General features: G+C 62.2%; 20 protein-coding genes, 3 pseudogenes and 1 riboswitch. Of the genes and pseudogenes, 15 read left to right on the plus strand and 8 right to left on the minus strand.

The genetic code is table 11. The features are described 5' to 3' along the window. Entirely contained in the window at positions 1 to 840 is an 840-nt protein-coding gene (gene thiM, locus F8C90_RS08045; RefSeq protein WP_158050004.1) for a hydroxyethylthiazole kinase, read from the minus strand. A gap of 77 nt (positions 841 to 917) precedes the next feature. Then, a riboswitch (TPP riboswitch) is annotated at positions 918 to 1,033 on the minus strand. Positions 1,034 to 1,544: 511 nt separating this feature from the next. Here thiM and F8C90_RS08050 point away from each other — a divergent pair. After that, on the plus strand, positions 1,545 to 2,564 hold the full coding sequence (locus F8C90_RS08050; RefSeq protein WP_246155861.1) for an EamA family transporter: 1,020 nt from the start codon (positions 1,545 to 1,547) through the stop codon (positions 2,562 to 2,564). Positions 2,565 to 3,037: 473 nt separating this feature from the next. Here the strand turns inward: F8C90_RS08050 and rbr are convergent, their stop codons facing one another. After that, positions 3,038 to 3,574 (minus strand): rubrerythrin, encoded by a 537-nt coding sequence (gene rbr / locus F8C90_RS08055; protein WP_158050005.1) that lies wholly within the window; start codon positions 3,572 to 3,574, stop codon positions 3,038 to 3,040. A 554-nt stretch (positions 3,575 to 4,128) separates the two neighbouring features. On the opposite strand from rbr, the gene F8C90_RS08060 reads away from it, so the two are divergent. Next, on the plus strand, positions 4,129 to 4,797 hold the full coding sequence (locus tag F8C90_RS08060; protein WP_158050006.1) for a GNAT family N-acetyltransferase: 669 nt from the start codon (positions 4,129 to 4,131) through the stop codon (positions 4,795 to 4,797). A gap of 153 nt (positions 4,798 to 4,950) precedes the next feature. Here the strand turns inward: F8C90_RS08060 and F8C90_RS08065 are convergent, their stop codons facing one another. Both F8C90_RS08065 and F8C90_RS08070 read right to left on the minus strand, forming a co-directional pair. Further along, positions 4,951 to 6,288, minus strand: a complete 1,338-nt coding sequence (locus tag F8C90_RS08065; protein ID WP_158050007.1) for an SPFH domain-containing protein — start codon at positions 6,286 to 6,288, stop codon at positions 4,951 to 4,953. An 81-nt stretch (positions 6,289 to 6,369) separates the two neighbouring features. After that, positions 6,370 to 7,812: a TFIIB-type zinc ribbon-containing protein gene (locus F8C90_RS08070; protein WP_158050008.1), complete on the minus strand. Its 1,443-nt coding sequence runs from the start codon at positions 7,810 to 7,812 to the stop codon at positions 6,370 to 6,372. Positions 7,813 to 8,019: 207 nt separating this feature from the next. Between F8C90_RS08070 and F8C90_RS08075 the strand changes: the two genes are divergently transcribed. From F8C90_RS08075 to F8C90_RS11435, 12 genes and pseudogenes are all read left to right on the plus strand, one after another. After that, complete coding sequence (locus F8C90_RS08075; RefSeq protein ID WP_158050009.1) at positions 8,020 to 9,777, plus strand: histidine kinase N-terminal 7TM domain-containing protein; 1,758 nt, start codon at positions 8,020 to 8,022, stop codon at positions 9,775 to 9,777. Between the two features lie 4 nt (positions 9,778 to 9,781). After that, complete coding sequence (locus tag F8C90_RS08080; RefSeq protein WP_158050010.1) at positions 9,782 to 11,245, plus strand: sensor histidine kinase; 1,464 nt, start codon at positions 9,782 to 9,784, stop codon at positions 11,243 to 11,245. Further along, positions 11,242 to 11,877 (plus strand): response regulator transcription factor, encoded by a 636-nt coding sequence (locus tag F8C90_RS08085; RefSeq protein WP_158050011.1) that lies wholly within the window; start codon positions 11,242 to 11,244, stop codon positions 11,875 to 11,877. The genes F8C90_RS08080 and F8C90_RS08085 overlap by 4 nt, the downstream gene beginning before the upstream one ends. Positions 11,878 to 12,024: 147 nt before the next feature. Continuing rightward, entirely contained in the window at positions 12,025 to 12,759 is a 735-nt protein-coding gene (locus F8C90_RS08090; RefSeq protein WP_158050012.1) for a DUF4428 domain-containing protein, read from the plus strand. A gap of 90 nt (positions 12,760 to 12,849) precedes the next feature. Continuing rightward, positions 12,850 to 13,665 carry a hypothetical protein gene (locus F8C90_RS08095; protein WP_158050013.1) on the plus strand — a complete coding sequence of 272 codons (816 nt, stop codon included), beginning with the start codon at positions 12,850 to 12,852 and terminating at the stop codon, positions 13,663 to 13,665. A gap of 197 nt (positions 13,666 to 13,862) precedes the next feature. After that, positions 13,863 to 14,993 (plus strand): ABC transporter substrate-binding protein, encoded by a 1,131-nt coding sequence (locus tag F8C90_RS08100; protein WP_246155862.1) that lies wholly within the window; start codon positions 13,863 to 13,865, stop codon positions 14,991 to 14,993. A gap of 11 nt (positions 14,994 to 15,004) precedes the next feature. Next, the gene (locus tag F8C90_RS08105; RefSeq protein WP_158050014.1) at positions 15,005 to 16,102 is read left to right on the plus strand and encodes a FecCD family ABC transporter permease; all 1,098 of its coding nucleotides are present in this window, start codon (positions 15,005 to 15,007) and stop codon (positions 16,100 to 16,102) included. Then, entirely contained in the window at positions 16,102 to 16,854 is a 753-nt protein-coding gene (locus F8C90_RS08110; RefSeq protein WP_158050015.1) for an ABC transporter ATP-binding protein, read from the plus strand. The genes F8C90_RS08105 and F8C90_RS08110 overlap by 1 nt, the downstream gene beginning before the upstream one ends. A 10-nt stretch (positions 16,855 to 16,864) precedes the next feature. Then, entirely contained in the window at positions 16,865 to 17,449 is a 585-nt protein-coding gene (locus F8C90_RS08115; protein WP_158050016.1) for a class I SAM-dependent methyltransferase, read from the plus strand. Between the two features lie 262 nt (positions 17,450 to 17,711). Next, positions 17,712 to 19,265: a DHA2 family efflux MFS transporter permease subunit gene (locus tag F8C90_RS08120; protein WP_211361070.1), complete on the plus strand. Its 1,554-nt coding sequence runs from the start codon at positions 17,712 to 17,714 to the stop codon at positions 19,263 to 19,265. 594 nt (positions 19,266 to 19,859) lie between these two features. Next, positions 19,860 to 20,333, plus strand: a pseudogene (locus tag F8C90_RS11430) (IS110 family transposase); the annotation flags it as partial. Positions 20,334 to 20,394: 61 nt separating this feature from the next. Further along, positions 20,395 to 20,844, plus strand: a pseudogene (locus tag F8C90_RS11435) (transposase); the annotation flags it as partial. Between the two features lie 182 nt (positions 20,845 to 21,026). On the opposite strand, the gene F8C90_RS08130 reads toward F8C90_RS11435, so the two are convergent. From F8C90_RS08130 to F8C90_RS08140, 4 genes are all read right to left on the minus strand, one after another. Further along, positions 21,027 to 21,548 (minus strand): glycosyltransferase family protein, encoded by a 522-nt coding sequence (locus F8C90_RS08130; RefSeq protein WP_158050017.1) that lies wholly within the window; start codon positions 21,546 to 21,548, stop codon positions 21,027 to 21,029. A gap of 75 nt (positions 21,549 to 21,623) precedes the next feature. Continuing rightward, positions 21,624 to 21,776: a hypothetical protein gene (locus F8C90_RS10970; protein ID WP_170264607.1), complete on the minus strand. Its 153-nt coding sequence runs from the start codon at positions 21,774 to 21,776 to the stop codon at positions 21,624 to 21,626. Positions 21,777 to 21,813: 37 nt separating this feature from the next. After that, a complete protein-coding gene (locus F8C90_RS08135) occupies positions 21,814 to 22,668 on the minus strand; it encodes a glycosyltransferase family protein (RefSeq protein ID WP_158050018.1) in 855 nt (284 codons plus the stop codon). Positions 22,669 to 22,847: 179 nt separating this feature from the next. Next, a complete protein-coding gene (locus tag F8C90_RS08140) occupies positions 22,848 to 23,270 on the minus strand; it encodes a hypothetical protein (RefSeq protein WP_158050019.1) in 423 nt (140 codons plus the stop codon). A gap of 632 nt (positions 23,271 to 23,902) precedes the next feature. Between F8C90_RS08140 and F8C90_RS11440 the strand changes: the two are divergent. Further along, positions 23,903 to 24,017 (plus strand): annotated as a pseudogene (locus F8C90_RS11440) (IS3 family transposase); the annotation flags it as partial.

Raw genomic sequence — 24,017 nt, forward strand, 5'->3', positions numbered from 1 at the left:
CTAGGCCTCCTCGATGCGCAGCGGGTTGTTCGCGATATCGTCGGGCGTTGCGCGGTAGAGCTCGTCGATGAATGCGACCTTGAAGCTCGCGGGCGCGTCCGCCGTAGCTGCCGCGCGCGTTCCCGCGACGTTGTAGTGCGCGACGGCGGCAAGCGTCGCGGTGAAGGGGTCGGCCTGCGCGGCGTAGACCGCGGCCACGCCTCCGAGGGAACATCCGAAGCCCGTCACCTTGCCCATAAGCGCGCTGCCTCCTGTGGAATATGCCACGGTCGACCCATCGGTGACCAGGTCGGACTCGCCCGAGACGGCCACCGCGCCGCCCGTGTAGCGCGCAAGGGCCACGGCTGCGTCGCGCGCGGCTGCCACCGTGTCGGTGGTGTCGACGCCGCGGGCACGGGAAAGCTCGCTCGCGTCGCCTTCCAGGTCCCAAAGGCCTGCAAGCGCGATGATCTCGGAGGCGTTGCCGCGCACGATGGCGGGCTTGTAGGGCTTGAATCCGCGCAAAAGCTTGGTACGCAGGCTGCCGATGCCGATGCCGACCGGATCGAGCACCCAGGGCTTGCCCGCTGCGTGCGCTGCTGCGGCAGTGCGGGGAAGCGTCTCCTCGTACACGGGAAGCAGCGTTCCCATGTTGATGTAGACGGCACCGCCCGCGGCGACAAGGCATTCGCCCTCGTCAGGCAGGTACACCATGGCAGCCGAGCCGCCGACGGCGAGCTGCGCGTTCGCCACGAAGTCGATGGTCACGCTGTTGGTGATCGACCCCGCCATGGGATTGCTCGCGCGCACCTTGCTCGCAGCTTCCACGATTCCGCTTTGCAACTGGTTCATCTCAATCATGCGCATTCCTTTCAAGGACCCGCTCCGTCTGCGGAGCATGGCATAAAAATGGGACGCCAGCATAAGCGGGCGCCCCAGATAGAACCTGAGATGCTCCCTACGCCAGCACTAACTGACAGGTTCAAAGGGTTAGGCTTGCGCCCTCTCAGCCGATTGCGCGTTTTTCGCGCGATGGGCACCCCTGCATCGAACTTGCTGGGGCAATGGTACACCTAAGTTGGCCGCTGCGCGCGCACATGTCGGGCGGCGGCTGTCTCCCAGGCGGCGTTGCGGCGGGGCTGCTCCATTTGCTTGGCGCCCGTGAGATTCCCGAAAATCGAGCGCGGCTTCCGCTTCGACCCGTCTTGCGCTCGCCGCCTGCAAGGCGTCCGATCGCTTCCCGCCTTACTTTCCGCCCGCGAGGCCCCTGCCCCTTCTCTCGGTCCCCGCTGCTTGGCTTCCGCCCGCTTCTCGGCTCCCCGCCCCCGCCTGTTAACCTCCGTTCGCATTTGTGCTCGCAACCTGGTATCATCTCTTTCGCTAAAACCCAACGTGGACTTTTTGGGCGTGTGCGTCAAGAAGGCTTCTTTCTCGAAGGAACGGCGACGGGAAGCCGTCTTCTCCTTTGCCTTGGCAGCGCGTCACTTTTCGCCACGTAGCCGAACGCTCGGTTGCGTGGTTTTTCTTCTCGCTCCTCGGGCGCCGATGTGCAAGAGGAGCTCACAGTGAAAACGAACGATATGCCTGCCGCGATTTCCCCGGCGATGCCGGTGGCGAACGTGACTGCCCCAAACGAGGCCGCCTCGTGCAAGGCGACCCCAAGCGAAGCGACCAAAGTGCGCGCGATCGCGACGCTCGAGGTGTTTCTCGGCGGCGCAAGCTATGGTTTCATGGCGACTTCCTACAAGCTTTCTTACGCCGCGGGGTTCACTTCGAATCAAGTCGTCGCAGGTCAAGGATGGTTCGGCCTCATCCTGTTCGCAATAGCCTTCGCGGTGTCGATGGCGCGCGGAAAACGCTGGCAGCGCGTCGGTGCCCGTTCGGCACTTTCGCTTATGGGGCTGGGATGCATCACCTGCTGCACCTCGATATTCTATTGCTATGCGATGAGCGTTCTGCCCGTTTCGGTGGCGCTCACGCTTTTGTTCCAGTTCACCTGGATCGGCACGGTGCTCCAGATCGTCTTGACGCGCAAGCCGCCTGTGCTCTCCCAGGTCATCGCAGCTGCGGTTGTCGTCGCTGGAACCGTGCTCGCGAGCGGCGTCTACAAAACGGGCATCGCGGGCTACGATTCGCTGGGGCTTGTGTGCGGCTTTGGCGCGGCCATCAGCTGCGCGTGTTTCGTGACGTTTTCAGGGAGGGTGAAGGCTCCCTGCTCGAACGAGCAGCGCGGGATGATCGTGTGCGCGGGCGTGGTCATCGCGTCGCATATGGTGTGCCCCGACTTCATCGTTTCGGGCGCGCTGCTCGACGGTTTCGCTCCGTATGCGTTCGTGTGCGGGCTGTTCGGCATGACACTGCCGGTTCTGCTGTTCGGCTTGGGGACGCCGCACTTGACGCCCGGCATGTCGACCATCATGACGTCGGCCGAGCTGCCGGCGGGGCTTCTCCTCGCCATGCTTGTGCTCGGGGAGCCGATTTCCGCTGTTGAATGGCTTGGCGTGGCGATCATCCTTGCCGGAGTCTGCATCGCGCAGGTCCGCCTCGGGAAGCGCACGGAGACGACGCCGCTCCCGACCGATTAGCGACGTTTGCGGCAGGGGCTTGCTGGGAGCGAGGTAAATCACCTGACCCTTCGCCCCACCCCCCGTGGGACGAATCACCTGACCCTGCCTCGCCCACCCGACCCCTGTCTCACCTAGTGAGGCCGCCTCTGCCTCAGAGGGCGTGTGCTCCCGAAGGTGGCGTCTCGATGCGTTCTTTCCCGATTTCTGCCTCTCGTGGACAGAAATAGTCCGATATGTGAGGAGTATCGATAGGCTAACTTGCTTTCGAAAAAACTGACCTGGGCAGATGCCGACGGAAGCGCGAGCGGGCGGTCTCGTTAGCGCTCGGAGACTCACATATCGCCATTATTTTGTCCACGACGTCCCGGCTTTCGAGAAGAAGGCCCCGCGACGGCGCTCGACTGCCTGGCGCGGGGCTGCGTCCTTGTCGAGAAAACCGACGATCTGGGCAAATGGCGGATCCCTCCTTGCGGCCTTTTCAGTTCGAGGGCTTAGAAGTTTTCAGCCGAAATTTCGAAGTATGCCTGCGGATGGTTGCAGACGGGGCACACATCCGGAGCCTTCGTGCCTACGACGATGTGGCCGCAATTACGGCATTCCCACACCTTGACCTCGCTCTTTTCAAACACAGCGGCGGTTTCAACGTTGTGCAGCAGCGCGCGGTAACGCTCTTCGTGGTGCTTCTCGATGGCACCAACCTGACGGAACTTTTCGGCGAGCTCGGGGAAGCCCTCTTCTTCAGCCGTCTTGGCGAACTCGTCGTACATGTCGGTCCACTCGAAGTTCTCGCCATCGGCAGCAGCGGCAAGGTTTTCCGCCGTGTTGCCAATGCCTTCGAGCTCGCGGAACCACATCTTGGCGTGATATTGCTCGTTCGCCGAAGTCTTGCGGAAGATTTCGGCGATCTGCTCGTAGCCTTCGCCCTTCGCGACCGACGCGAAGTACGTGTATTTATTGGTCGCCTGCGACTCGCCAGCGAACGCAGCCTGTAGGTTTTTCTCAGTTTGGGTTCCAGCGTATTTGGACATGTTGAATCCCCCTTCTTGGATTTCCAGCCGTGGGCCCATCGCCCGTGGCGTATATCGCAAATGGTACACCGTCTCAATTCGAATTTGTAGCTTTTGCCATATCTGTTTCCGAATCCCTGGAATTAGAACATAGCGTCAAAGTGACCGCGTAGGAACGAGAAAGTTCGCGGACTTTTCCCATCAGGTTTGAGAAAGGTCCGGGAGTCTTTCCGCCGATTAGCAGCGCTCGGGAGCGAGACGGATCGCCCGACCCTTGTCTTGCTTGGCTCGAAGCTGTCGGTGACGCTGACTTTCGGCGCACGTTCCCTGCCTGTACAAGAGTGACGATAGATTGCAAAAAATAAGTAGGAATCTATCAAATATTAAACGAGTTATTCCTCAAATAGGACGATAGTGGGGATTATCCTTGGGCAAAAATGCTGATAATCTGTTAGTAGACGATTTCTGCACATTTTATCGTCGTTTTTGTACAGAGGTCATCTCGAACCGCGAAGCCGCTCCCCCGACTTCGGGCGTCGCGTCTGCTCGAATCCCTCACCGGCAAGGAGGTTCCCATGCTCGAAACGAAACGGTTCATCCTGCGCCCCTGGCGCGATGCCGACGCGCCGACGCTCTTCCGCTGGGCAAGCGACCCGCGGGTGGGGCCTCCCGCCAATTGGGCGCCGTACGTGAGCATCGAGCATGCCCGCGAAACACTCCACGCTGTGTACTGCGTGCCCGACACCTTTGCCATCTGCATGAAGCGCCCCGAGGAATTCGATGCCGCCGCCATCGCGCGCATCGAGGGCGCAGCCGACTTCGGCGACATGGCGCGCGGGTTTTCGGGCCGTGCGTTCTTGCGTGAGCGCAAGAAGGTGGCTTCGGCCCCATTGAACCCCATCGGCAGTATCAGGTTCGTCAAGCCCGACCACGCCAACTGCTCGATCGAAGACAACGATCGGGAAATGGGAATCTGGCTGGCTGCTCCCTTTTGGGGGTTTGGCATCGCTCCCGAAGTGGCGGGCGCGATGCTGCGCTACGGATTCGGCGAGCGCGGGCTTTCCGCAATCTGGGTCTGCAACTTCGTGGAAAATGCGACATCCGCCCGCGCGAAGGACAAGCTCGGCTTCGAGCTCGTGCGCCTCGAGGAGGCGACCAATCCTGTCACGGGCGTGGTGCGCACGCAGCAAGTCTCGGTGCTCACGAAAAGCTCGTGGGAAAACATGCAGAAGGCAACCGAGTAAATCGGCTCGTTCGCAAGCCGCTCTGTTCTTCGGCGCCACGAAAAGCATAAAGGGCAGCCCAATCGCGTAGAAGACGATGGGCTGCCCTTTTTTGCGTTCGTCAGTGGGAAAAACTCCTCGCCGACGAACAATCGGTTTCGGTTCCTGCTGGCCCTACGGGCGCTTCGACCCGCAGTTGCCACAGAAAGCGCCCGTGTTCTGCGCGCCGCACGAGCACGTCCACGTGTCGGCTTCGGGCTTCTTCGACCCACAGTTGCTGCAGAACTTGCCCGTGTTCTCGGCCCCGCAAGAGCAGGTCCAGCTGCCGGCGGGCGCGGGCTTGGGAGAGCCGCAGTTGCTGCAGAACTTGCCGGTATTCTGCGCGCCGCACGAGCAGGTCCAGCCGCCCTCGCCGTTGCCGTTACCGCCGCCGTTGCCGGTAGCAAAGCCGCCACCTGCGGCAACGTTGTACTGGCTTTGCGGCGTGCCGCCACCGCCCTGCTGGTTGAAGAGGCTGCCGGCGTTCATGCCGCCGGCCATGTTCGCCATGCCCATGCCCATGAAGCCCGCCATGGCGCCCGACTCGTTCGCGGCAGCCGTGCGCATCGCGTCGGACTGAGCAGCGGCGATGTTCGCAGCAGCCATAGCTGGGTCGCGCATGACCGCGGCCTTCTGCAGGTCCTTGATCATCCGCTCGTCCTCTTCGGACGCGGCGATCGTGTTCACGCCGAAGGAAGCCACCTCGATGCCGCGCAGGTCGGCCCACTTCTCGGAAAGCACCTCGTTGAGGGCGTCGGCGAGCTCGGTGGTGTGCGCGGGCACGGCGGAGTAGCGCACGCCCATGGCGGAAATCTTCGCGAAGGCGGGTTGCAGCGCCGTCAGAAGCTCGCTTTTCAGCTGCGAGTCGATCTTGTCGCGCGTGTAGGGCTCCTCCACGTTGCCGCACACGTTCTTGTAGAACAGCAGAGGGTCGGTGATCTTGTAGGAGTACTCGCCGTTGCAGCGCACCGAAATGTCCACGTCAAGGCCGATGTTCGCATCGACGACGCGGAAGGGAACCGGCGTTGCCGTGCCGTACTTGTTGCCGATGATCTCTTTCTTGTTGAAGTAATACACGCGCTGGTCTTTGCCCGTGTCGCCGCCGAAGGTAAAACGGCCGCCCACGCGCTCGAAGGCCGTCTTGATGCGATCGGTGATCTTGTCGTCGCCGAAGAACAGGCTCGGCTCGGAAGAGTTGTCGAACACGAATTCGCCAGGCTCGCCGCATGCGTCGACGATTGCGCCCTGTTCGACGATGATCATGTACTGGCCGTCGGCCACAGCGATGATCGAGCCGTCGGAGATGATGTTGCTCTCGCCCTTGGTATTCGAAGAGCGGCCCTTGTCGGAGGTGCGCTTCATGCCCTTGACCACCAGCGTGTCGGCATTGAGCGCATCGCAGTAGAAATAGTCGCGCCAAGAATCGGCAAGTACGCCGCCCAGGGCGCCCGCGCCCGCTTTCAGAAGACCCATGATCGTTTCCTTTCCGTCGTTTTGCCTGATCGTATATTCGCTCGGGGCGCACGTCCGAAGCCGCGTGCCCCGTAGTTGCCGCTAGTCGTCGTCCTTGCTGATGCGCACGCGCGTGATGTGGGTCGTCACGTACCGGTCATTGGACCCGGTGAGCGTGAGCCCTTCCATCGTGATGTAGCCCCGCGCGTCGGTCTGCTCGCGGGCCGTCTTCATCTGATTGTAGAAGGCGATGCACACGAAGGTCGCGATGGCGAGCGGGATTCCAAAATCGACAAGCACGCTCGTGAGCTCGTCGTCGAACTGGAACACCGATACGTCGAGTCCGATCAAGATCGCCATGCACACGAGGAAGATTCCCAAAAACCACAGCATCACCTTCAAAGGCGACACCGGCAAGTCGCCGATGAAGCGCCCCGTCTGGCCGTTCATGGCAAACAGGTAGTCCTCGTCCTTGTAGAGCGTGTGCAAAAGCCACACGGGGAAAAGTGCTTGCGAAAGACCCGTGACCTCGCTGTTCGCGTTGATCGACTCCTGCGTGACGTCGTCATACCCGGTCACGGTGGCCTGCAGCTCGTCTTCCAAGCTGCCCTTCATGCGCCGCATGGCGCGCGGCTGGCAGGTGTCGGCCTCCTGGTCGTAGCGCTCGGCCAGATATCCTGGCAGGTATGCCACGGAGAACGGCACGAGCTCATCGAAGTCGAACGGCTCGATCGCGTCCATGTGCGCATCGGGCATCTTCGCCGAGCTGTCGGCGGGAATGCGCTCGAAGTCGAGCGAACCCTCGCGGTACGCCTCGTAGACGTCGGTCTCGGTGACTTCCTCGTCGCCCGAGGTGTAGACGCGGATGTTCTTGCATTCGTAGGTTGCGCTTCCCTCGGCGTTCCCGTCGTAAAGCCAAAACGGCACGTAGACGCCCTGCATGTGCGCGATGCGGTTGCTCTGCACGAATTCTTTGGGAAGGAACTTCTTTCCCTTGTAGTACGAGGTGAGTGCGGAAGTCGCTTCTTCTTTGCTCACCTTGAAGGGAATGATGAAATCGGGCTTTGCCTCGTTTGAGAAGGTGCCGGGCACGACGGCGGGGTTCCCGCAGTACGGGCACTCCGAGACCGCCGTGGTCGCATCGACCGTGACCGCGGCGCCGCAGGAGGAGCACGTGAAGGAACGCATTCCCTCACGCTCGTCCTCGTTCCAGGAGGCGCGCGAAAGGTACGCCTGGATGGGGTCGCTCGCGCTTGCGGAGACTTCTTTCGCGGCGGAAATCGTCTCGTTGGTCAGCACCGATGCCGCGCCTGCCGCTTCGTCGCCCATTCGCTCGAAGTCGCTTCGTTCCCCTGCCTCTGCCCGCTCGGTGTCGCTCTCCGCCTGTGCATCGGCTTTCTGCTGCTTGGCGGCATAGGCGGCCTCGACCTCGGCGGGCGTGAAGGCTCCGCCGCAGTAGTCGCAGTGCAGCTTCCCGTCGGCTCCTTCGAAGTGCAAAGGGCCCATGCATGAAGGGCACTGGTAGTTTACCGATTCAGTTGCCATTGGCTGACCTCCGACGTAGGCGGCTGCAGTTTCATCGTTCGCCCCCATGATACTTTATGCGCGCTATCCCGCGCGGTTCCGTTGTCGATTTCACCGTGCCATACGGCCAAAAAAACGCGGCTCGGTTGGCCGTGAGGCCATCGTTTGATAGGGCGCTCAAGGTATACTGGATAAAAGGGGATCGTGCGAGGCGGAAAGGGAGCTCGGATGGGCCGTGCAAGCGGAACAGACCCGCTCAAGGGGCGGATAGTGGCGGCTTGGGCCGTCTTCGCCCTCATCCTTGGTGCCGTGTTCGCCATCGTGCAGCTGGCTTCTCAAGCGGAAATTCGCTTCTTCGGTCTTCCGGGAAACGGGCCGTCGAGCACGGCGGGGCTCATGATCTTGGCGGGCTCGGGCTGCGTCGCCTGGGGGTTCTCCGTGCATTTGCGCTGCTCGGACATAAAAATTCGAGGCAATTTGAAGATCATCGCCGCGCTTCTCGCCGCCTGGCTTTTGGACGTGCTGCTGAAATATCCCGTGAAAAGCGATCTTGCCGCCTCGATTATGTGGTACCTCTACTACGTGCCGATGATGTTCATCCCCACGTTCTTCCTGGCAAGTGCCCTTCACGCAGCCGCCCTTGATCGGCATGTTGCATGGCAAAGGGTTGTCAGCATTGCTTGGGTTATCGACGCGGTGTTCTGCGTGCTCGTGCTGACGAACAACTACCACCACCTCGTGTTCGCGTTCGACTTATCCGATCCGCATTGGAGCAGGGATTATACCTATCAGGCGGGTTACTGGTGTGTGACCGCGTGGGCGCTTGTGCAGTATGTGGGCTTTTTCGCGGCGGCATTTCCCGCTGCTCGGACCCAGCTGAAAAGCGCCTTTCTGCCGATGGCCATCATCCTTGGCGTGGGTGCGGCGTACTTTGCGCTGTTCATCGCTCGCAAGGCGGGGCTATTCTCGACGAACATCGCCCTCGTCTATGGCATCTTGGTTATTGTTGCGCTCGAACTATCGCTTGACCTGGGAATCCTTCCCTCATATGCCCGATACGACCAATTCTTCTCAAAACTCCCCTTCGATTTGAAAATCCTCTCGCGCGAGCGAGACGTTGTATACCAAACCACCGCCGCGACCGAGATCCCCGATGCCGTGCGAACGACGCTCGGGGAAATCGAGACCCCGCGCTACGGCATCGTGTCGTTTCGCACGTCAGCCGTTCCCTCGACGCTGTTCAAGGTGTATTCGGTGGTGGGCGGCGACGCGCTTTTGTCCGAGGACATGACGGCGCTCGATGAGCGCAGGCGCCTGCTTTCCGAGCGCCAGGCGAAGCTGCGGCGCGCGAACGCCATGCTCAAGCGCGATCGGGAGCTCGCGATGACCCTCCATCGCCAGGAGGACGCCCGCGCGCTGTTTGCCGAGATCGAGCGCGCGCTCGAAAGCAAGACGCAGCGTATAAGCGAGTTGCTCGACGACCTGCCGCAGGGAAGCGACCCCGTCTCTGCAGCCGCCCGTCGCGAGCGGCTCATGGAAGTGAAGCTGCTCGTTGCGTACTGCAAGCGCAAGGGCGGGCTTATCTTGGCGGAGAAAAGCGACCCCGATTTCAACCGCGAGCGGCTTGAGCTCGTCTTCAACGAGACGGCTGCCGATTTGCGTTCGCTCGACATCGAGTGCGCGGCCCTCGTGGAGACATCGGGGGTGCTCCCTGCGGCTACGGTGAGCGTGCTCTACGACTGCCTCTACGACTTTGCGGCGGCGGCGTTCTCGGCGAGAAACCCGGTTCTCATGCTGTTCGTGCGCGATGGGCGGTCGGGCGAGGTGGAGATGCGTGCCGCTCTCGAATCGGACGGCGCCGTGGGGCCGAGATTCCAGGAATCGCTCGATGAGCTGCGAAAATCGTTGATTTCGCAACATGCGGCCTTCACGTTGGAAACGTCGAGGGACAGCGCGAGCCTCTCGGTTTCACTCGAGGGAAGGTGATCGCATGGGTTATCTCTTCGAGCTGGATACCCCCGTGATCGTTGCGCTCGTGGTGTCGTTCTACGTCGCCGCGGGAGGGCAGCTGCTCCATGTGCTCTTCCTCTCGACGCGGCGCGGCGCGCGTCCCTTCTCTCTCGTCAAGCTCTATGAGGTGCTGCTCTTCGTGCATCTGCTGCTTGCGGCGGCTACGGCGAACAGCGTCCACAGCAGCTACGGCGTGGCGCTTTTTCGTCTGAAGGCGTTCTCGTTCCCCATTGAGTCGCTTCTGTGGATAGACGCCGTGGCGGCGCTTTTGGGGCTTGCGCTGGCGATTGCCTACCGACGCCCTATCATGACGAGCGAGATCGCCCTCATGGCGCTCATCACCCCGCCGTCCATCGGTATGCTGGGTCATTTGGTGCCGTATCTCCTCATCGGCGATGCGGCGTTCTTCGTCTTCCGCGTAGGGGCCGCGCTCACCCTCGATGTGCGTGCCGGGCGGCGCTCCGTCTCGCGCCTGTCGATCATCGATTCTATTCGGGCACTGCCCGAGGGCGTCATCTGCGCCGATGACGAGGGGCGCATCCTCTTCATGAACGAGTCGATGCGCTCGTGTCTGACCGCGCTCGGTTTTGCGGGTGACCTTGCCGAGACGCGCGGGGTGTGGGATGACCTCGAAGAGATGGCGAACAAGGCGGAAGGGGGTGCGGACGCGGTTTTGCCGGAAGGCATTCGTCTTGAGATATCCCCCGATGAAACGCGGCTTTTCATGCGCGACCGGGTGAGGCTCGGCCACAAGGAGTACCGCCGGATGGTGGCCTTTGACGTGACCGAGGAGGAGTCCATCAACTCCGACATCGAGCGCATGAACCATTTTCTCGACGTGGCGAACACCGAGCTTGTTGCGGCCGTCGAGAACGCGCGCGAAGTCTCGCGCAACGAGGCGATCTTGCGCATGCGCTCGCGCGTGCACGACACTGTCGGTCAGCGCCTGTCCATCCTCCACCGCTATTTGGAAGACGACGACCCTGATCCCGAGAAGCTTGCATGCGTGGTAGATCTCGCTCGCACGGTCGTGGAAGATCTCGCCGAGCCCGACGACATCGACGCCGAGGGCGCCCTTCGCGCAATTGAGAGCTCGTTTTCCCTGGTGGGAATTGTCATTTCAGTGGAAGGCCCGCTTCCCTGCCGCCCTGAGGTCGCCATCGCCTTCGTCGACGTCGTCCGCGAGGCCGCGACCAACGCCGCCAAGCACGGGCAGGCGCATCGGGTCGATGTACGCCTGGGCGAATCATCAGGTTGCTACACGCTTTCCGTTCAAAACGACGGGCCCGCCGCGCTCGGAGAGGTGCACGAGGGCACGGGTTTCCCCTCGATGCGCCAGACGCTCGCGCGCGTGGGCGGCACGCTTTCCATCGTATCTACTTCCCCGTTCACCATCGAGGCCCAGGCGCCGTGCGCGCCACCGCATGAAGGAGAGGACCAATGATCAAGATCATCATCGTAGAAGACCAGACCATGCTGCGCGATTCGCTCGCCCAGACCATCGACGCGCAGCCCGACATGGAGGTCGTGGCTTCCCTCGCCGATGCCGCCTTCGCGCTTGATGAAGTGGAGAAGACGGGCGCCACCTGCGCGCTTCTGGATGTGTGTACCGAAAACGACTCGAGTGGTATCGTTGCTGCGCGCCGCATAAAGGAATCCCACCCCGAGGTACGCGTCGTCATTATGACGGGCATGCCCGAGATCACCTTCATCGAGCAAGCCCGTGCCGCGCACGTCGACAGCTTCGTGTACAAAAACGTCGGCACGAACGACCTTCTTGGCATTATCCGCTCCACGATGGAGGGCTACTCCACCTTCCCGCGCGCCCAGCAGAGCATCTTCTCGGACGCGGCTGCGCTGACCGACGTGGAGGTCGATATCCTGCGCCTCGTGTGCGAGACCAAGACGCGCAAGGAAATCGCGCAAGAGCTCTTCCTGTCCGAGGGCACGGTCAAGCGCCACATCTCCGAGATTCTCGCGAAGACTGGCTACGACAACATCCTGCGCCTTGCGGTCCATGCGGTCTCAAGCGGGCTTATCGTCCCGAAAATGCGCGATGAGCAGGAGCCGCGCTAAATCGCATCCTTCCCTTTCCGCACGAAATGGCCACGCGGTCGCACTTTGCGCCGCGCTGCGGGCCATAGGGTCGTTGCCGCGGCGGCCCCTTTCCCTCACCATGAAATCAACGAAAACTTCGTTGGATGCGCGGGAAGAAGTGCGGGTATGGGATTGTTTGGAAAGATCTTCGAGAAGAAGAGCTGCGATATCTGCGGAGGGGAGATCGGCCTGCTCGGCAACAGGAAGCTTGAAGACGGCAACCTGTGCAAAGAGTGCGCCAAGAAGCTCTCCCCCTTCTTCAGCGAGCGTAGGCGCTCGACGGTCGAACAGATCCGCGAGCAGCTCGATTACCGTGAGGCTAACAAGGACCGCGTCGCGGGGTTCAATACGACGCGCACGCTCGGTGGCGACACCAAGGTGCTCCTTGACGAGGACGCGCAGTGCTTCATCGTCACCTCCTCGTCGCGGTGGCGCGATGCGAACCCGGATGTGATGGACTTCTCCCAAGTTACCGGGTGCGATTCGGAGGTTCGCGAGACCCGCACCGAAATTTATCGCGAGAACTCCGAAGGCCACCGGGAAAGCTACGACCCGCCGCGCTACGACATAGACTACGATGTGTACCTCACCATCCACGTGAACTCGCCTTACTTCGACGAGATCACGTTCAAGGTCAACGATAGCCGCATCGAGGAACGTTATTCGGTGGAATTCCGCGAGGCGGAACGCCAGGCCAACGAGATCCGCGAGGCGCTCACGAGCCTGCGCGAGACGGTGCGCGAGAACGTTGCGGCGGCGAAGGCTCCGAAGGCAGCGGTGACCTGCCCGTTCTGCGGGGCCAACACAATGCCGGATGCGAACGGGCGCTGCGAGTTCTGCGGCGGCGCGATCGGGCTTTAACACCGCGGGCACCATCGTCGGGGCGGCAAGCTCCGGCGTGCACGATAGAGTGGTTGGAATGGGAAAGCTATTCGGGAAGGAAGTGCTACCATGAAATCGAAGTTGAAGGTATTCGGGGTTGTTGCATTCGCTATCGCGCTATGCTTCGCGCTCGTCGGCTGCGGCGGGGGTGACAAGGCCGACCCCAAGAAGGCGGTCATCGGAACGTGGGAGCTCTCCGAGCTCACGGGCGCTTCCGAAGACGATATGGCCATAATGAAGGCGTTCGGCCTCACCATCGAGGCGACCTTCGCCGAGGACGGCACGTTCAAGCTCGGTATGTTCGGCGAGACGATGGACGGCACCTGGGACGCCAAGTCAGCTGATAAGGTGTCCCTGACGATCGAGGGCGACAGCATCGACGCGACGATTAAGGACGGTGTGCTCTCCATCGAGGTTGACGGCGAGGGCATGAAGTTCAAGAAGACGAGCGACGAGGTTAAGGACCTAGGCTCGAGCTCGGTTTCCTCTGACGGCGCGACTTCCGGCTCGAGCGCGACGGACGACCAGGCGATTCAGGCCATCGACAAGGAAATCTACAGCGACGACAACATCTCCGTGATGGTTGTCGACAAGAAGCAGGATTGGCTCGACTCCTGCGGCTACACCCTGGTCATCACGAACAAGAGCGCCGACACGGCGATCGACTTCAGCGGCTCTTACGGCACCTGGACGGTGAACGGCAAGATGATCAGCCCCTACATCTACGAGACGATCCAGCCGAACGCTTACGCCGAGACGTTCATGACCTTCATGGACGACAGCATCAAGAGCATCGACGATCTCGTGAACGTGCAGGGCTCTTTCGAGGTCACGAACTCCAAGACCTACGATGAGATCGTGACGTTCCAGGTTACGATGCCGTAGCGGAATAGCTCGATTTTCGGCTCGCCTGCACCTGATGCAGATGAGCTGGCGAAAAAGGCGCCGCGTCCCGGTAAGGGGCGCGGCGCCTTGCTGTGTTCGTCGATGCCGCTCTCGGAATAGGGGTGTTACGAATTAAGCTATCGTGTTACTATCGGTCGCAGCGATTCGATGCGATTCAAAGCGAAGGGAAGAAGCTCATGTTGAAGAGAATGAGAGCATTCGGCGTGGTTGCCATAGCGGCCTGTCTGTGCGCGTGCCTGCTTGCGTTTGCGGGCTGCTCCGCACCTGCGGGCACGGGTTCGTCGGACGGGGCGCAAGACGCCGCGGCGACGAAGACGGTGGTCGACGCCTATGGTCGAAGTGTCGAGGTTCCCGCTGATGTCCAAAGCGCGGCGACCGTCGGCAGCGGCGCGCGCTTCGTCGTGTACGCGGGCGGGCAGGACAAGCTCATTGCCGCAACCGAGATGGAAACCGAGCCGGCCTTAAACCGTCCGTACACGATTGCGTACAAGGATCTTTTTGCCAACTTACCGGCGACGAGCAATGGAAACCATCTGCTTGATACGAACGTCAACGAGGAGCAGCTTATGGAGCTCGCACCTGACGTGATCATCTCGAGCCGCAGCGCTGAAGAGTGCGACTCGCTCCAGGCGGACACGGGCATCCCCGTCATCGGCATCACCTACCAAAACCAGCTGTTCACCGACAACGTATACACCTCGATCACCTGCGTCGGCGAGGCCTTGGGCACACAGGACCATGCGCAGGAAGTCGTCTCGAAGCTCAAGGAATGGGACGCCGACTTGAAGGCGCGCACTGCCGACATCCCCGATGCCGACAAGCCGAGCGTCTACGTGGGCGCAGTCAATTATAAGGGCGCTAAGAGCTTCACCGGCACGTACGCGAACTACGCCCCGCTCGTCGAGCTCGGCGCGAAAAACGTTGCCGACGAGACGGGCCAGAAAGCCGCAATAGACGTCGACCTCGAGCAGATCGGCAACTGGGATCCTGACTTCATGTTCTTGAACGCGGGCAACATGGATCTCATGAAGGCCGACTACGCCAACAACAAGGCCTTCTTCGATGACCTGAAGGCGTTCAAGGAGGGCCACCTCTACACGCAGCCGTTCTTCAACTTCAACGGTACCAACATCGACACGGGCATCTGCGACACGTACTTCATCGGCGCGACCATCTACCCCGACAAGTTCGCCGACGTCGATCTTGACGCGAAGTATTCCGAGATTTACACCACGCTTCTCGGCGTCGACTTCTACCAAACCATGAAGAATGCGGGCATGGGCTTCACGGCGCTTTCTTTCAGCTAGAATAGCCGCTTATGGAAGAGGACAAAATTACAACCGCGAGCTTGCCCGGCGAGGGGAAAGCGCCCCGCGACGCGTATGCGGGCTATATCAGGCGCAAGCGCCTCGTGCTCGTCGTCCTCTTCGTCGCGGTTGTCGGCATCGCCGTGTTCTCGATGACTATGGGCTCGCTTCAGATCGCTCCTGCCGATGTGGTGCGCGCGGTCTTTGGGCAGGGCGATGTGCGTACCGTCGCCGCAGTTCAGAACATTCGTCTCCCCCGCGTCTTGACGGCTATCGTCGCCGGGGTGGCGCTTGCGCTTGCGGGGTGCGCCTACCAAAGCGTCCTGCGCAACCCTCTCGCTTCGGCGAGCACGCTCGGTATCTCGCAGGGCGCTGCATTCGGTGCCTCGCTTGCAATCATCGTCTTCGCAGGTGGTGCGGGCGCTTCCGCCGCCTACGAGGGCATCTCGACCGCCGACCCCGTAACGACGGCGCTCTTCGCGTTTGCGGGCGCGATGCTCTCGACGGTGGTGATCCTGCTTTTGTCGCGCGTGCGCGAGATGACCCCTGAAAGCATCGTGTTGCTCGGCGTTGCCTTGTCGGCGCTGTTCACCGCGGGTACCACGATCGTGCAATACTTTGCAGAAGACTCCCAGGTCGCTGCCGTGGTCTTTTGGACATTCGGCGATCTGGGCCGCGTGAGCAGAAGCCAGCTCGCCGTGATGGCGCTCGTCACGGCGGTGAGCGCTGTGTTCTTCTTTGCGAACCGCTGGGCCATGAACGCAATCGAGTCCGGAGAAGGCCTTGCTCATAGCTTGGGAATCTCTGTGAACGGCGTGCGTCTCGCAAACATGCTGGTCGCGAGTGCGGCGGCGTCGACGGTGATCGCCTTTTGCGGAATCGTCAACTTCGTCGGGCTGGTCGCGCCGCACGTGATGCGCCGCCTGCTTGGCGCCGACTACCGCTTTCTCCTTCCCGCCTCTGCCCTTGCGGGTGCGGGGATGTTGCTGGTGTCCGACATCCTCTGCCACGTCGTCGTGGCGCCGCTGATCTTGCCGATTTCGGCGATCACGTCGTTCGTCGGCGCGCCTATTTTCATTTACCTGCTGTTTCGGGGGGTGAGCCGCTGATGCTTGCAGCCTGTGGGCTCGGCTTTTCCTACCGGGCGGGAACTCCCGTATTGCGGGACGTGTCGATCGAGCTTGCTCCGGGATCGTTCACGGCGATTCTCGGGGTGAACGGGTGCGGCAAGTCGACGCTTCTGTCATGCCTGATGGGGCTCCGAAAGCCCGATGCGGGGCAGGTGCTCCTCGACGGCGTGCCCATGGGCGAGGTCAAGCGGCGCGCGCGAGCGCAAAAGGTCGCGCTCGTCGCCCAGCACAGCCACGCGAACCGCCTGACGGTCTACGATTCGGTACTCGTTGGGCGCCATCCTCTCATGCAGGGCGCGCCGACGGAGGCCGATCATGTTGTTGTTCGCGAGACGCTCGAGCGGCTGGGGCTTTCCGCTTACTCGTTGCGCTATGCCGACGAGCTTTCCGGCGGAGAGTACCAGAAGATGGTTCTCGCGCGGGCATTCGTGCAACAGGCAGAGACGCTTCTGCTCGATGAGCCGACCAACAACCTCGACCCTGCCAACCAGCAGGAGGTCATGCGGGAGGTCCGCCGCGAGGTCGACGAGCGTGGTATCGCTGCCTGTGCGGTCATGCACGACATCAACCTGGCGATTCGCTATTGCGACCGCTTCCTCTTCCTAAAAGACGGCGCGGTTGACGCCGCAGGCGGGCGAGAATGCGTCACGCCCGAGCGCATCAAGCGGATTTACGGCATGGACGCAGACATTATCGAGCACGGCGGGAGACTGGTGGTCATTCCGCGATGAAGGGATTGTTATGGACAAGGTAGCAGCGTACTTCAACGAGCGCGCGGGCAAGTGGGATGAAAGCGGCTGTTCGGGAGAAAGCCGCGTGCAAGGGGCGGTGCTCTCGCTCGTCGATCTGAAGCCGGGCGACTCGGTGCTCGATTTGGGGTGTGGCACGGGCGTGATGATCCCCTTCTACCTTGCGGCCCAAGCGGGAAAGATCGTGGCGGTCGACGTGTCGGAGAAGATGGTCGAGCGCGCGAGGGAAAAGTTCGGCAACGAACCTTCCGTGGAGCTTCGTGCCTCTGACGCGCTCTCGCTCGATGAAAGCGAGCGCTTCGATGCCGTGGTCATCTATAACGCCTACCCCCACTTCTTCGAGAAGGCCGCATTGGTTGAGAAAGTGTATCGCCTGGTCAAGACAGGAGGGCGTTTCGTCGTCGCCCATGGATCGGGCAGGGACGTCATCAACCGCCACCATGAGGCAGTTGCCGCGGGGGTGAGCTGCGGCCTGCACGCAGCGAGCGAGGAGAGCGCACTTTGGGCGGACAAGTTCGAAATCGAGGCGCTGGTGGACACGCCGGGCTTCTATGCGTTTTCCGGCGTTCGAAGATAGTGTTCGCCTGCGCCTGGCTCTTAAGGGCGGCAGGAGGTGTGCGCACGCGAATCGCGCTGTGGCGCCTGCAATTCGCAGAAATCCACAAAGTCTTCGCTTACGAAGCGCTTTCGATTTGTGCTTAACTTGAGGTAGTCAAAAGGCGCAGTGAGACGCTGCATACGATGTGCAGAGGTGGTCGCAACGAGCATGTTGCGGCCATTTTTTTATGTCGACGTTGTCTTTTGACGAGTATTCCCGAAAGAAAGGAACAATTGAAACAGTGACTTCGAGCAATGCCAAGCTTCCCCGCGCCCGTGTCGAGGTGGCGCATCCTTATCTTGCCCTCATGGGACTCTACTGCGGTGGCTTCGCCGGCATGTACAGCGAGACCGCGCTCAATATCGCTCTGCCCCAGCTTTCTCTCGCTTTCGGCGTCGACGTGTCCGTCACGCAATGGCTCGTGGTGGGCTATATGCTCGTGATCGGCGTGGTTCTGCCGTTCGCGAGCCTGCTCATGAAATGGTTCTCCGCCCGCAAGCTCACCTTGTTCGCGCTCGGCGCCTTCTTCGTCGGCGCGGTTGCGAGTGCGGTTGCCCCCTCGTTTCCTGTAGCGCTCGCCGGCCGTGCGGTGCAGGGCATCGGCACAGGGCTTGTTCTGCCCATCATGTTCGCCATGGTGCTCGAGGTGATTCCTCCGCATAAGATCGGCGCCGCCATGGGGACGAACGCGCTTGTCATCATGTTTGCGCCGGCTATCGGCCCGACGCTTGCAGGTGCTCTTATCGGCGCCGGCTCGTGGCGCCTCGTCTTCGCGAGCTTTGCGGTGATTGCTCTCGTGGGAATCATCTTCGCATGGAAGTTCGAGGTAAATCCCTATAAGCTGACCAGGCCTTCAATCGATGCGCCTTCCGTCGCGCTTTCGGTCGTGGGCTTCGGCGGCATTGTGCTCGGTGCGGGAATGGCGAGCTCTTGCGGATGGGCATCCCCCATCGTTTTGGGCGGGCTTGTTGCGGGCCTCGTGTGCCTTGCGCTCTATGTTCGCCGTCAGCTTTCCATGGAGGTGCCCGTCATCGATATGCGCATCTTCTCCCACCAGGGATTCCGCGTGGGTGCCGTGTGCATGATGGTCAACTTCGGTATTACCCTTTCCGCCATGTACATCCTGCCGCAGTTCTACCAGAACGGCATGCTTTTGGCAGTGGCCGTGACCGGCGTGGTCATGCTGCCCGGCGGCATCGTGAACGCGCTCATGAGCATGATCTCCGGCCGCATCTACGACCGAATCGGCGCGCGCGGGCCGGCGGTATGCGGCTTCGGGCTGTCCATCGTCGGTGCGGCGGCGCTGCTTTTCGCGACGCCGGAATCTCCGCTTGCCTATGTCATTGCCTGCCATGTGGTCATGATGGTTGGCGTGCCGCTCGCGATGTCGCCCTGCCAGACGCACGCGCTCTCCTCGCTGCCCCGCGAGCTGTCGACCGACGGCTCCACGGCGCTCAACACGATGCAGCAGGTGCTTGGAGCTGTGTGCACCGCGGTGGCGACGAGCCTTCTCACCGCAGGCCAGGCGAGCTATGCTGCTGCGGGCGGTGCTGACGCGACGCTCGCCTTCACGCAGGGGTCTCACTGGGGATTCGCGTTTGCGCTCGCACTTGCGGTGGTCGGTTTCGCGTGTGCGCTGCGCATCAAGGTGAAGAAACGCGCGAACGTGGGAACGGGCGAGGTTGCTGCCGCCGATGCTGCCGCTCGTGCGGCTGCGAAGGCTTCGGCTGCAAACGTCGCGACGGGCGATGGATCCTCGCCGCGCGACGCAGCGAAATCAGGCGCCCGCGCGTAGCGTGTCGGTTCCGGCTGGTAGGTGTTGACCTCGCCGAGGCGCGTTCCTCTTGGCTTCGACTTATGAGGGGACTAATCGTAGAGGGCGAATGTTGGGCGCCCTAGAAAAATTCCCTTCTTTGGCGGTCGGGCATCGTTGTGCTCGACCGCCTTTTGCAATCGGGTCGCCCTAGGGAAGGGCTGAATTGCCTCGTTTTCTAAATGAGCGCCGCACAGACGGAAAGCGATTTCGCCTGCGCGGCTGCACACGTTGTGATTTTTGGGGGTTGGCGGTATCCTCCCGCTACGAAAGGGCTGGGTCCCGAAGTCTCTAATTCGATTAACTCATTACAGTCCGAGATAAGCCACCGATGAACTTCGGTGGCGAGTATTCGGCGCATTGCCTACGATACGGGCAAGCCCCGAGGGGCCGCCGATCGGGCGCCTCCGGATGGCCGTCTGCCCCTGCCCCGAAGAGGGCCGGGGGTGTTGCCACCGGAGGCGCTCGCCGCTCCGAACGACTGATAGGAAACTGCCGGGCCCGGGGGCCACGGCCAGGTAATGTGGGTGTCGAGGGGAGGGCTTCCGATCGGCCTGACGATTGGAGGATACCACCATGGCACCACCCACCAGGCCGAGAATCGTCATAGGGCTCGACGTCGGGAAATCGGCGCACTGGGCGTGCGTCGTCACGCGCGAGGGCGAGCTCCTGGCAAGCAGGCCCATTCCCAACAGGGAAAACGCCATCGACGGGCTCTGCGCGCAGTATCCGGGCGCGCTGGTCGTCGTCGACCAGGTCCGCAACGTCGGCTCGCTCGCGCTTTCGCGCGCCAAGCTCGCCGGGATGCCGCGCGCGTACCTGCCCGGGCTCGCCGCGCACGGCGCCTCGAGGCTGTTCGCCGGAGACGCCAAGACCGACGAGCGCGACGCGATGGCCATGGCCAAGACGGCGCTGGGCATACCCGACGCGCTGCCTGCGGTGGCCGACAGGCCGCCCGAGATAGAGGCCGCCAGGTCGCTCGCCGCGCAAAGGGACTTTCTGACCTGCAAGAGCACGCGCAGCAAGAACAGGCTCCGCAGCATATTGCTCGAATCGTGCCCGGAATTCGAGGCGCAAGCCGACCTCTCGGACCCGGCGACCCCTCAAGCTCATGGCCGCCGTCGGCGGCCCGTGGTCGATATCCGAGGCCTCGCCGCAGGCCGTCGGGGCGCTCGCGCGCGGCCGCAGGCGCGCCAAAGTGGCGGCGCTGGTCGAATCCGTCGAATCGTCAAGCAGGCCGCACCCCGTGGCCGTCGCCTGCGAGGACCGCGCCGTTCGGCTGCTCGCGCGAAGGATATCGGAGAACGCCGCCGAGACAGGGTCGCCGACCTCCGAGATATCCGCGCTGCTCGCCGCCGACGAGACGTACAGGTGCCTGCCCACGGTGCCCGGCATAGGACCGCGAACGGCATCCGAGCTGGTCATATCCATAGACATAGCCGGCTTCGCGGGCCACGACAGGCTCGCCTCGCGCTGCGGGCTCGCGCCGCGCAACAGGCAGTCCGGCACGTCGATATCGTCGGCGTCCGCGTCGCGGCAGGGCGACAGGAGGCTGAAGAACCTGCTCGTATTCTCTTGCAACTGCCTTGCGCGCAGCCGCAACCGATGGGGCGAGCATTACGCGCGCTGCCGCGGCAGGGGCACGCCGCACGGCAAGGCGCTGAAAGCCGTGGCGAGGAAGCGGCTCAAGGTGACTACGCGATCATGGGGGGCAAGGTTCCGTACGCAGCCTAACGGCCTGCGTCAGCATTGCCAAAAACGCCCACCGAAAGGACGAATCCCTCTTGACAGAACTATAGGAACACCCCCCCTCGCGTGCCTTCGGCCGTTAATCCAATGTATGGTCGTTTGCCACCCTAAGCTTCCAACCAGAGTGAAGAAGGGGGTGAAGAGGAACAAGTATCGCGCGCGGCACTCGAAAACTGCGAGAAATAGGCTGACTGCGAGAATTACCAGATATGCGACCGCTACGCCGCTGCTCGGACGCCTATTCAGGGCGCCTAGGCAACTTCCGACGAGCACGAATATCCAAACGCCCTGCGCGATGACGAAGAAGGGCGTCGCGTTCTCCGAGCTCCCCGCTATGCAATTCTTCTCATGGCCGATATTGTAGAAATCGTATATCTCATCGTTGCCGCCCATGACCTCGATATAGAATTTCCCTTCACCTTTCCACCAGAACGTCCCATCGAGGTAGTTGTTGAGCGTCTTCTTCGCGGCGAGCTTGACTACGCCGCTTGCCCCCATGTCCTCGATGCGGCTCATCCAGTTCTCAACGTCTTTCTGCTTTCGAGCTGCCGGGTCCTCAATCGATGCGGACAGCTCGAAGTCCTCGGCCGTCTATCGCCCATTCGATTCGCGGTTTGCCCCGAGCATCAGGTAATGCTCGGGGCAAAGGGAACGGCTCTTGTCGACGTCGTAGTGGGAGATGAGCGCTGCATCGATCGCCATTGCCGCGAATGCGGCGAAGGCGATTGCGAGCACCGAAGTCACTGCCCGCGAGCAAGGGTGGCAGCAGTCTCTTTCGGCGTCATCCGCTTTCTTTCCCGAAAGTGAGCACACCTCGGCTAGGAGAATGGCGCATAAGACGAGAATGCTTGTCGGCTTGATGAAGTAGCCGAGCACTGAGAGGAAGGTGCACCCCTCCAAACGAAGCGGGCGATTGCGCACGTAGGCGAAAAAAAGAAGCGAGGTTATCGGCGCAACCATGCCGTAGGTGTCGGAGTACGGAACGAGCATCCACGGGGAAAATCCGAACAGCGCGGTCGAGAAAAAAGGCGAGCAGGGCAGCTCTCACGCCGCCCAGTTTACGGGCGATGAAGGCGACGATAACCGTCGAGAGGGAAAGGAAGAGGCAGCTTCCGACGACAAGCTCGAAATAAACGCCTTCGTAGGTTGCGTTCGGCGTGATGTGGGCTATCATCTCGAAAAGCGATGTGAGGAACAGCTGGTTGGGGTATGTCGAGAAGTACTCGAAGTTATCCTGGATGCCGTACACGACGCCATGAACGAGCGCTCCCGCGTCCCAATCGGTAAGGAACCACGATCCATTGGCGATGACCAACTGCGCGACGAACAGCGCGGCTCCGAAGCCCCAGGCAAAGGGGACGAACTTCGACTCGATACCCTCTGCGAGACGGCGCATGCGCTTCGAGTTGCTGGAAAGGCCCAAGAGCAGCCCAGCCGGCAGGCATAGGAGGAGGAGTAGCGGGCCGGCAGCGAGCACATCCTGGCGCATGCCCCTGAACCAGGTGTAGGAGTGGAGAAACACCACGAGGATCAGGGAGGCGGCGTTGAATACGCACGAGAAGTCCTTGCCAATGCGCAGAATGCGCCCTGCCGGAAGCGTTGCGATGCCGTCGCGGTTTTTGTGGATGTGGGGCATGGTGTTTCGGTCGGCCTCCGTGGCCGGTGTTCTGCTCCCTGAAATCTTACCGAAACAGGACCGCCTTCTCAAGTCGGCGTTTTGGGCGGCGCGAGTTAAGTTTTGCGGGAAAAGCCGACCGGAAGCCTTGCCGGTGCGACGGGGATCGGGGCGCCATCGGCGCTGCGGATGACCGCATTCTAGCACGACCCGGCGCGGAAGCGCGCGCTGGACCTCATCGCCCAGGTGGACGCCTGGTGCGGCGGCGCCCAGCCCGACCCGCACGACTCGGGGCCGCGCGACAGGCTCTTGGCCAGGAACTTCTCGGCGGCCCTCTCCTCCCTCTTCGAGCAGAGCGCGGGGAACTTCGGCGCGACGAGCGGCCGCCCCTCGGCGATCGCGCACCTGACCAGGCACATCGCCTCGGCGCCCTTTCGCGACCACGACATGCCGCGCCCCTTCATCCTGGCTGCGCCGACATAGGCGTTCGTGCCCTCCATGGTGCCCATGGACTCTCTCGGGAACACGACGCAATCGGCGTTGTTCAGCATGTACCCGCGCAGGTCGCGGACCCTGTCGCGGCGCTTGGCGTCCTTGATCTTGGGCAAAACGCGCCCGCACATGCGGGCAAGCTGCAGCGGCCGGCCGCGGCACCCGCTCCACGCCCAGGAACTCGAGCAGGCCCCTCGGCGCGGTCCCCTCGGACGCCTCGATGGCGCACCTGCCGCCGAGCCCGCCCCACGTGGTAGGAGTTCATGTGGCTGCAGCACACCGCCACGTCCCACGCGCTGAGCCTGTCGAAGTCACTACGGCCCTTGGGCAGGATGCACCTGAGCTGCTCGTGGTTGCGCTCGGCCTGCGACTTATGGTTGGACCTCATGGGGTCGCAGTAGTAGACGGAGCATCTGGCCTCGCCCCCGGCCAGGCATGACCGATCCATCCCGGCCCGGTCGTCGAACTCGATGCTGCGGTCGACGAGCAGGCCGGGAAGGCGGCCTGGAAAGCCCCGGGCGAGCCCAGCTCGGACTCCATCGCGTCCAGCCACGCCATCATGCCCGCCGCCGGCCCCCTCCCCTTCTTCAGGTAGGGCTGCAGCGAGCTGGCCAGGAAGTTCACGCTCCTGGAGCTCATCGGGATGCCGCGCTCCACCTACTACTACCACGAGGCGAACCCTCCCTCCGACAGGCAGGCGGCCGAGCGGCCGGCCATAGTGGAGATGTGCGAGAAATCCCAGTTCAGATAAGGATACCGACGCGTTGCCACCGCGTTGCGCAAAGCGGCCGGCATCCGCATCGCCGACAAGACGGTGCTCAAGGTCATGCGCGAGGAGGGGCTGGTGTGCCAGACCCGCAGACGCAGGAAGTACCGAT

This window comes from Ellagibacter isourolithinifaciens (genome assembly GCF_008831035.1).
Taxonomy (GTDB): domain Bacteria; phylum Actinomycetota; class Coriobacteriia; order Coriobacteriales; family Eggerthellaceae; genus Ellagibacter; species Ellagibacter isourolithinifaciens.